The organism is Streptomyces sp. NPDC127097, assembly GCF_042724075.1.
Classification (GTDB): Bacteria; Actinomycetota; Actinomycetes; order Streptomycetales; family Streptomycetaceae; genus Streptomyces.
On sequence record NZ_JBHXFI010000004.1, the window covers coordinates 248,394 to 256,892 of the forward strand.

An 8,499-nucleotide genomic window follows, 5' to 3' on the forward strand; every position below is an offset into this window, starting at 1 on the left:
GGAGTCAGCCCCTCACCGGGCCAGCCGCCCCAGGAGCGACGAGGCGGCGGCGATGCCGAGGGTGGCGGCGGCCACCAGGACGGTGTAGTCGAGGACCAGGTGGGCGTGGGTGCCCAGGAGGAGGCCGCGGAGGGCGTCGACCTGGTAGCTCAGGGGGTTGATCATGCTCACCGTCTGGAGCCAGCCGGGCATGATCGCCACCGGATAGAGGGCGTTGGAGGCGAAGAAGAGCGGCATGGTGATGGCCTGGCCGATGCCCATCAGACGGTCCCGGGTGAGCACGATCCCGGCGATCGTCATGGACAGACAGGAGAAGAAGGCCGAGCCGAGGACCACGGCGACGGCAACGGCGAGCAGCCGGAGGGGGTTCCAGGTCATGGCCACCCCGAGCAGTGCGGCGATGAGGATCACCACCACGGCCTGGATGAGCGCCTTCACGCCCGCGGCGAACGCCTTGCCGGCGATCAGCGCGGACCGCGGGGTCGGGGTGACCAGCAGTTTGGTGAGGATGCCGGCGTCCCGCTCCCAAATGATCATGATGCCGTAGAAGATCGCGATGAACATGGCGGACTGGGCGATGATGCCGGGCGCCAGATAGTCGATGTACGGGGTGCCGCCGGTCGGGATGGCCTGGAGGCGGGTGAAGGTCTCGCCGAACACCAGGAGCCACAGGGCGGGCTGGACGGCGCGGGTGTACAGCTCGGTGCGGTCGTGGCGCAGCTTTTGCAGTTCGACCACGCACATCGCAACGACACGGGCGGTCAGCACCCGCCAGCCGGTACGGGCGCGCGGCGGAACCAGCAGCAGGTCCAGCCGGCCGGCGCCGGTGTCAGCCGACCCGGTTGGCGGTGCGGCGGGTGCTTCGGACATCGCGGAAGTCTCCTGACTGCTCGTCGAGGCCGCTGCCGGCGACGTCCCGGAAGACGTCCTCCAGGGTCGGGGCGGAGGCGTCCGGGGCGTCGGCCGGGGCGGAAGCGTTCGGCGCGTCGGCCGGGGTGGAGGCGTCCAGGGCACCGGCCGGGAGGGCGCCGGCCGGGGCGGAAGTGTCCGGCGCCTCGGCCGGTGTGTGGGGCGCCGGATGGCGGGCGGCCGAGGTCCGGGCGGCGCGGCGGCGGGCGCGCAGGGCGGAGCGCAGCTCCTCAGGGGTGCCGAGGGCGCGGATCCGGCCCTGGTGCATCAGGGCGAGGCGGTCGCAGTATTGGTCGGCCTCGTCCATGTAGTGCGTGGTCACCAGGACGGTCATGCCGGTGGCGGCCCGTACGGCGTTGATGTGTTCCCAGACGCTGGTACGGGCGATCGGGTCGAGGCCGATCGTCGGCTCGTCGAGCATCAGCAGCCGGGGCGCGCTGACCAGGGCCTGGGCGAGTTCGAGGCGGCGGATCATGCCGCCGGAGTACGTCTTGGCGAGCCGGCCGGCCGCGTCGGTGAGCCCGACCGCCGCCAGCGCCTGGGTGACGCGCGCGGCGCGCTCGCGGCGGGAGACGTCGAAGACCCGGGCGAACAGCGCGACGTTCTCCCGGCCGGTCAGCCCGGCGTCCGCGGACAGCTGCTGCGGGACGTACCCCAGCAGCCGGCGCACCGCCATCCGCTCCTTCGCCGCGTCATGCCCGAAGACCCGCACCATGCCGGCCGGGACGGGCAGGAGGGTGGTGATACAGCGGATCGCGGTGGTCTTGCCCGCGCCGTTCGGGCCGAGCAGGCCGAAGACCTCGCCGGTGCGGACGGAGAGGTCGACGCCGTCCACGGCCTTGGTCTCGCCGAAGGCGTAGCGCAGCGCGTGGCAGGTCACGGCGTCGGGGAGGGGCGCGTGCGGGCCGGGAGCGGGCGCGGCCGGGGTGTGCGGTGGCCCGTCCGGCGCCGAAGGTCCGGTGAGCCGTCCCCGCCCTCGCTCGTCATCGGTCGTCATGGGCCCTCCGGATCAGCCGCGGGACACCGGCCCGTCCCTCGTCGGGCGGGTCGGAAACCCCCTGCGGGCATGTTCCGATTTTAGGTCCGAGGGGGCGGCGGGGACCGGGACGCGCGCGGTGCGGGGTATCGAACGGCCCACCCGGGAGGCCCACGCGTCACCCCCGCAGCCCCATCGGACCCGTCGCGAAGCAGCCCGGCGCGCGAGGGCTCAGCTCGGCGGAGGAGGCGGCGGCACCGGCGCCCCCGCCGGCGGCGCGATCTTCGCGTGGGTCCGGACCACCGCCGTTGCCGGGACGGCCGGCGCGGGCGGCGCCGCCCGCGGCGGAAAGGCGTCCCGGCGCGCGCCCGGTGCGTTACGGATCATCTCCGCGCCCGCCCCCAGGTCCGCCCAACTGGCGTGCCGGACAACGCACTTGACAGCCACTCGTGGCGGGAGAAGCCTTGTTCTTTCGGCAGTTGCCGGATGTCGGGGGATACCGGGGGAATCGGGGGACTCATGGTGAGGTACACGTCTGCGCGTATGGCGGCGGGAGCGGGCCGGGCCACCGTGCTCGGTGCGGCGGCCCTCGCGCTGGTGCTGCCGCTGACGGCCTGTTCGGCGGGCGGGAAAAGCGAGGCTCCGACGGGCGGAACGAGCCGCTCGGCGGCCGGTGCGGCGTCCCCCAGCCCGTCGCCGACCGTCGACCCCGACGCCTACCGCCATGCGCTGACCGGCGCCCTCCGGCCGCTCGACAGCGCGCTGCGCACGGTCGACGGCGCGCGCGAGGGCGGTGCGCTGAGCAAGGCGCTGGACAGCGCCGCGGGCCGGGCCGAGACCGCCGCCGACGCCCTGGAGACGGTCGCCGCACCGGGCAACGCCCTCTCGGGCAACAGCCAACTCGCCACCGCGCTACGGGCCTTGGGGCAGGATCTGCGCAGCGCCCGCGGCAGCGGCGGCCGCTGCGCCACCTCACCCCGCGTCGAACTCGACACTGCCCACGGCCCGCAGAGCGTCAAGGAGGCCGCCCGCGCGCTCAAGGCCCTCGGCTATGACACCTCGCTGCGGCTGCCCCGTACGGAGCGGGCCCGGCACCGGCGGCTGGCGAACGGCGCCTTCGTGCGCGACGGCGGCCGGGGCGGACTGGGCCGGCTGACCGTCAACAACGGCACCGGCTCCGACGCGGTGGTCACCCTGACCCGCGGCAGCCGCACGGCGTTCTCCGTGTACGTCCGCAAGGGCTCGAAGGCGACCGTTCGCAGCGTCAACAGCGGTGCGTACACGGTGTACTTCACCACCGGCGAGGACTGGAACGGCGGGAAGCGTTCCTTCACCCGCGGATGCAGCTTCGAGAAGTTCGACGACAAGGCGAACTTCCGGACGGTGCGGGTGGCCGGCGGGACGCAGTACACGGTGCTGACCTTCACCCTGAACAAGGTGATCGGCGGCAACGCCTCCACGAGCACGGTGCCGCCGGGCGAATACCCGTCGTAGCGGTCCCGTCATAGCGGTCCGTCGTAGCGGTCCCGTCATGGCGGCGGCCGGTGCGCCGGAGCGGCTCGGTAGGGTGGCGTCACGTGGGCGACAGCACGGTATGGACTCTGGCGATCGCGGCGGTGACCGGCGGCACGGCGGTGCTCGCCAGTTGGGTCACCAGCCGCGGCAGCGCGCGGGCCGCCAGGATCCAGGCCGAGACCGCCGCGCGCTCACAGCGCGCCGAGCGACTGCGGGAGAGCCGCCGCACCGCCTATCTGGACCTGATCGAACAGACCCACCGGATGGGCGAGTTGTTCTGGGAGATCTCCACCGTGCTGCGGCTCCCCCGCTCCGACGCCCGTACCTCCACGCTCGGCGAACTCCGGGACCGGGAGGTCGCCGAGTACGCGAGGATTCGCCGCTGCGCCCGGGTCGTCGAACTGGAGGGCCCGCACTCGGCCGCCACCGCGGCCCTCGCCCTCCAGAAAACCACCCGCCCGTTCTACGCCGCCCTCAGCGCCGACCTGGCCGGCGACCCCGACGGCCGGGACTCCTTCGACGCCGCCTACCACCCCTTCTGGAGAGCCCTGGAGGAGTTCGTGGACGCGGCGCGGGACGCCCACCAGCGGGACTGAACCCCGTAGACCGCGCCATCGGGCAGCGGACGGCCGGCGTCACCCTTCCTCGTCCTTCGGGCGGGCCTCCTCGACGGCCTCCCCGTCGACCACGGTCGGGGTGAGCCGGGGGTGGCCGACGGTGAGGCCGGCCAGCGTGTCGGGCAGCAGGGTACGGACGTGGTCGTGGCCTGGCTTCTGATCACCAGCGCCCTGCCCGGCTGGCGCCGCACACCGGCGCCGCGCTGCTCCTGCTCCAGCCGGTGCTGGCGTTCGCCCTGGGCCTCGCGATCGGCGAACGCCCGACCCCGACCCAGACCGGCGGCTGCGCCCTGGTGATCGCCGCGGTCTGGTACCAGAGCCGCGCCCCCCGGGGGGACGGCGCCGAAACCGGCTTCCCCACGGGCGGGTTGAGACCCTCGGCCCGGTCCGCCGCTCCGGCCGCCGCCGTCACCCGCCGACGGAGCCGTCGGCCTGCTCCGGAGGATGCCGGCAGGGCCCGCGTGCCGGGCGGCCTCCTCGGTCATGTCCGGTGCCGGCGCCCTACGGCACCTCGGGCGGGCCGCGGGACGTGACCAGGCGTCCCGGGCCACGGCATTAGGATGCGGGCATGGCTGACCCGGACCCCTCCACCCCTCCCGCGCGGGATCCGGAGCTCGGATTCCCGCCGCCCGGTGAGGTGCTGCACCGGCTCCGTACGCAGAAGGGGATGTCGCTGCGCCAAGTGGCGGCGGAGTGCGGGCTGTCGGTGTCCTTCCTCGCCGCTCTGGAGCGCGCGGAGACCGATATCGCGCTGGAGCGGCTCGGGCGCCTGGCCAAGGTGTTCGACCACGATGTCGGCTCGTTCCTGGGGTTCTCCCGTGGGCGGGCCACCCCCTCGGTCTTCCCCCGGGAGAAGCAGGAGACCCTGAACCGGGCACCGGGTGTCGTCTACCGGGTGCTGCGCTCCCCTGAGCTCGGATATCAGGTGGTGACGGGGGACTTCGCACCGCACAGCGGCCTCACCGAGGACCTACAGCACGAGGGCTCCGATCTCATCATGGCGACGCGGGGCACGCTGGTGGCCCGGTACAACGGGCGGGACCACGAGCTGCGCGCCGGCGACTGCATCCAGTGGTCGGCCGGCCATCCGCACACCTTCCGCAATGACACCGATGAACCGGCCCAAATGATCGCCGTGCTGTTCTCCAGCCTGTACTGAGGCTTGTCGGACTCCCTCAAATGCCCTGCGGACCACGGTCCGTGGGGCATTCGCGCTGTCCGGGCCCGGCTGCCGGTTTGCAGCGGCGGCCACAGCCACCACCTCACGCTCCCGGGCACAAAACCGTCGTCGTGAACGATATTTTGCTCTAGCGTGCAGTTTATCGAACACGACGACAGAGCAGAGGGAGCATCAACAGTGACCAGTCCGCCCAGTCCGCCGGTCAGGAGTGCCGAGCGGTCCGCACCCCGGAGCGGCGTGCCGGACAGTGCCGCACGGCCCACCGGACGCCTCTCCGAACTGCCCGCCCGGGTGGCCCTCGTGGTCGTCTGGAGTTCGGGATTCCTCTCCGGCCTGCTCGGCCTGCGGTACGCGGCGCCCTACACCTTCGCGGCGTTACGTTTCGCCCTCGCCGGGCTGGTGCTGCTGGCCGTCGCCGCGATCCGCCGTCAGCGACCGCCCCGGGGACGCCGTCTGCTGCATCTGGCCGTCGCCGGAGTACTCGTCCAGGCCGTGCAGTTCTCCAGCATCTACCAGGGAATGAACCTCGGAGTGCCGTCCGGGCTCGCGGCCCTGATCATCGCCCTCTACCCGCTGACCGCTTCGCTGCTGGCGGTGCCGTTCCTCCACGAGCGGGTCTCGGCAGGCCAGTTGCTGGGCCTCGTCCTCGGACTCGGCGGGGTGGCCCTGGCGGTCGCCGAGGGAGTCCAGCTGTCCGCCGATCGCCTGCCGGGGCTGGGCTTCCTCGTGCTGGGCCTGCTGGGCATCTCCCTCGGCACGGTCTACCAGAAGCGGTTCTGCGGAGAGATGGAGCCGGTGAGCGGCAACGCCGTACAACTGCTGGCCGCCGCGCTGGTGGTACTGGTGCCCGCGCTCCTCGTCGAGGGCTGGGACGTGCACTTCACCGCCGCGTACTGGCCCGTGCTCCTGTGGAGCGCGCTGGTCAACTCCGTCGTCGGCGTCGGTCTGCTCTACCGCCTCCTTCGCCGCCACGGAACGAGCCAGGTCAGCAGCCTCTTCCAGCTGGTCCCGATGAGCACGGCCGGGCTCGGTGCGCTGCTGCTCGGACAGCGGCCGGGCCCGCTCACCCTCGGCGGGCTCGCGCTCGCCATGACCGGCACCCTCCTGGCGCACCGTGTCCGCCGCTGAACGGCCGGAGGCTCTCGTGGACCACCCCATGGACACCGGCCGGCGCGCCCCGGTCGCCGCTCCCCCGCACCTGGCCCCGCTGCGCCGGGCGATCAGCCTGTTCTTCGCCCTCGACGGCTTCGTGTTCGCGGGGTGGGTGGTGCGCATCCCCGCCATCAAGGAGCAGATCCACGCCTCGGCCGGCGCACTCGGGCCGGCCCTGGATGCCGCGCCGGTCCCGCACCACGACGGGACGGGCACGCCGCCGACGCGCGGCCGGGCGAAGGCGGGCCGTACCCGGCTGCTCATCACGGCCTACGGGCTGATCACCCTGTGCACGGCGTACGGCGAAGGCGCGCTGGCCGACTGGGGCGCGCTGCATCTCTCCGCGGACCTGCACACCGGGCCGGGTGCGGCGGCGGCCGGCTACGCGGTGTTCGCGCTGCTGATGACGAACTCCCGGATGGCGGGCACCCGGCTCCTGGAACGGCTGCCGCACTGGCAGCCGTCGCGGCACTGCTCGGCCGGCTGGTCCGGCACCCGCGGCGGCGGACGCCGTGCTGACCGCGCGGCGCCCGCCCTTCCGCTCCCGTCCGCCCGCTACGGCGTTCGCCGTAGCGGGTGTCCGGACCCGGCCGCCGCACACCTCGCATGTCACGGCGGCTGCCCGGCCGGATCAACGGGTCCGCGTTCCGCTCACCGAACCGGCGGTCTCACCTTTCGGTGAGCATCCCGGCGCGCAGCTTCGACAGGGTGCGGGTGAGCAGCCGGGAGACATGCATCTGGGAGACGCCGAGCTCGTCGCCGATCTGCGACTGGGTCATCTCCTGGCCGAAGCGCAGCTCGATGAGGCGCCGTTCCCGTGCGTCGAGGGTGTCGAGCAGCGGCCCCAGCACATGGAAGTCCTCGACGGCCTCCAGCGCCGGGTCGTTCTCCCCGAGGACGTCGACGAGGGTGCGGCGCTGCTCCGACGGGTCGGGGTCGGCGGGGGTGTCGAGCGAACCGGCGGTGTAGCCGTTGGCGGCGACGATGCCCTCGATGACCTCGTCCTCCGACAGTTCGAGATGGGCGGCCAGTTCGCGGACGGTGGGGTCGCGGTCGAGCTTGGCGGCGAGGTGCTCCTTCGCCTTGGCTAGGTCGCTGCGGAGCTCCTGGAGGCGGCGGGGCACATGGACGGCCCAGCCGGTGTCACGGAAGAACCGCTTGATCTCGCCCAGGATGTAGGGGACGGCAAAGGTGGAGAACTCCACCTCACGCGTGAGGTCGAACCGGTCGATGGCCTTGATCAGGCCGATGGTGCCCACCTGGATGACGTCTTCCATGTCGTCGCCGCGATTGCGGTAGCGGCGGGCGACATAGCGCACCATCGACATGTTCATCTCGATGAGGGTGTTCCGCGCGTACTGGTACTCGTGCGTGCCCTCTTCAAGGACCTGAAGCCGTTCGAAGAACTGCTTGGACAGCTCCCTGGCGTCCCGAGGTGCCACCTTCTGTGGTTGCGGCACCTCAGGCAGTGCAGAAGCAGGGGTCGTCTGTCGCTGCTCGGTGGTGGTCTCGCTCACGATGGTGGTCATCTCGCCCTCCCGCGCGCCCGGCACCTGCGGACGCTTCAGCGGCGCGCCTACCCCGATCCCGCCAGGACATGCCTGCCCAGCGGACGCGAGGCAACAGCGCTCCGCTCGGCGACAGTTGTGAGTCAGGTGGAAAACCTGCGAGATCACTCTCCATGACAGGGACCTCGTATGCCCCAAAGCCCTCGCACGGTCACGGATTTCCGGGGGTAATACGCATCAGGGAGACAGCGGTTGCCCGGTTTTTATCCGAAGAAACGTTGTGTGTGACTCGAATGCACGGGCACACGATGTCTCGGAGGTTGATAGCTATGGTTCCCCTGCTTCTCGTCCTTCTGCTCGGACTGCTGCTTTTCGGTGCCGGATTCGCTTTGAAGGCGCTCTGGTACGTGGCGGTGGCCGTACTCATCATCTGGGCGCTGGGATTCGTCCTGCGTTCCGCGGGCGCCGGCGGCAAGCGCGGCCGGTGGTACCGCTGGTAGCCGCCGCGGCCCGGATATCCGGGGTGGGGGGGGGCGCACCCCCCAGTGTCGGCCGCCCCCCCAAGATTTAGGGCGCCCCCCCCCCCAAAACCCCCACCCCCGGCGACCCCGCGGAACGAGCCCGCGGGGGGGGGGGGGCCGC

General features: G+C 72.4%; 9 protein-coding genes. 6 read left to right on the forward strand and 3 right to left on the reverse strand.

Translation table 11 applies throughout. The annotated features are described in order from the left end of the window. Positions 1-12: 12 nt before the first annotated feature. Positions 13-870 (reverse strand): ABC transporter permease, encoded by an 858-nt coding sequence (locus tag ACFWJW_RS06295; RefSeq protein ID WP_387235683.1) that lies wholly within the window; start codon positions 868-870, stop codon positions 13-15. Continuing rightward, a complete protein-coding gene (locus ACFWJW_RS06300; protein ID WP_387235686.1) occupies positions 830-1,906 on the reverse strand; it encodes an ATP-binding cassette domain-containing protein in 1,077 nt (358 codons plus the stop codon). The genes ACFWJW_RS06295 and ACFWJW_RS06300 overlap by 41 nt, the downstream gene beginning before the upstream one ends. Before the next feature lie 498 nt (positions 1,907-2,404). On the opposite strand from ACFWJW_RS06300, the gene ACFWJW_RS06305 reads away from it, so the two are divergent. The 5 genes from ACFWJW_RS06305 (at position 2,405) to ACFWJW_RS06325 (ending at position 7,031) form a co-directional block, all read left to right on the forward strand. Next, complete coding sequence (locus ACFWJW_RS06305; RefSeq protein ID WP_387235689.1) at positions 2,405-3,379, forward strand: hypothetical protein; 975 nt, start codon at positions 2,405-2,407, stop codon at positions 3,377-3,379. An 83-nt stretch (positions 3,380-3,462) separates the two neighbouring features. After that, positions 3,463-3,996, forward strand: a complete 534-nt coding sequence (locus tag ACFWJW_RS06310; protein WP_387235692.1) for a hypothetical protein — start codon at positions 3,463-3,465, stop codon at positions 3,994-3,996. A gap of 589 nt (positions 3,997-4,585) precedes the next feature. Next, positions 4,586-5,176, forward strand: a complete 591-nt coding sequence (locus ACFWJW_RS06315; protein ID WP_387235695.1) for a helix-turn-helix domain-containing protein — start codon at positions 4,586-4,588, stop codon at positions 5,174-5,176. Between the two features lie 198 nt (positions 5,177-5,374). After that, on the forward strand, positions 5,375-6,325 hold the full coding sequence (locus tag ACFWJW_RS06320) for a DMT family transporter (protein WP_387235698.1): 951 nt from the start codon (positions 5,375-5,377) through the stop codon (positions 6,323-6,325). 28 nt (positions 6,326-6,353) lie between these two features. Next, on the forward strand, positions 6,354-7,031 hold the full coding sequence (locus ACFWJW_RS06325) for a hypothetical protein (protein ID WP_387235840.1): 678 nt from the start codon (positions 6,354-6,356) through the stop codon (positions 7,029-7,031). Here ACFWJW_RS06325 and ACFWJW_RS06330 read toward each other — a convergent pair. Then, on the reverse strand, positions 7,018-7,878 hold the full coding sequence (locus ACFWJW_RS06330) for an RNA polymerase sigma factor SigF (protein ID WP_387235700.1): 861 nt from the start codon (positions 7,876-7,878) through the stop codon (positions 7,018-7,020). The two genes, ACFWJW_RS06325 and ACFWJW_RS06330, sit on opposite strands and share 14 nt — an antisense overlap. Positions 7,879-8,186: 308 nt before the next feature. Here ACFWJW_RS06330 and ACFWJW_RS06335 point away from each other — a divergent pair, with 308 nt between their 5' ends. Further along, positions 8,187-8,357: a hydrophobic protein gene (locus ACFWJW_RS06335; RefSeq protein WP_085926100.1), complete on the forward strand. Its 171-nt coding sequence runs from the start codon at positions 8,187-8,189 to the stop codon at positions 8,355-8,357. Positions 8,358-8,499 lie beyond the last annotated feature (142 nt).

Coding starts and splice junctions, on each gene's coding strand:
- ACFWJW_RS06295 (WP_387235683.1), bottom strand. CDS start 870: ATGTCCGAAGCACCCGCCGCACCGCCAACCGGGTCGGCTGACACCGGC.
- ACFWJW_RS06300 (WP_387235686.1), bottom strand. CDS start 1,906: ATGACGACCGATGACGAGCGAGGGCGGGGACGGCTCACCGGACCTTCG.
- ACFWJW_RS06305 (WP_387235689.1), top strand. CDS start 2,405: ATGGTGAGGTACACGTCTGCGCGTATGGCGGCGGGAGCGGGCCGGGCC.
- ACFWJW_RS06315 (WP_387235695.1), top strand. CDS start 4,586: ATGGCTGACCCGGACCCCTCCACCCCTCCCGCGCGGGATCCGGAGCTC.
- ACFWJW_RS06325 (WP_387235840.1), top strand. CDS start 6,354: ATGGACACCGGCCGGCGCGCCCCGGTCGCCGCTCCCCCGCACCTGGCC.
- ACFWJW_RS06330 (WP_387235700.1), bottom strand. CDS start 7,878: ATGACCACCATCGTGAGCGAGACCACCACCGAGCAGCGACAGACGACC.
- ACFWJW_RS06335 (WP_085926100.1), top strand. CDS start 8,187: ATGGTTCCCCTGCTTCTCGTCCTTCTGCTCGGACTGCTGCTTTTCGGT.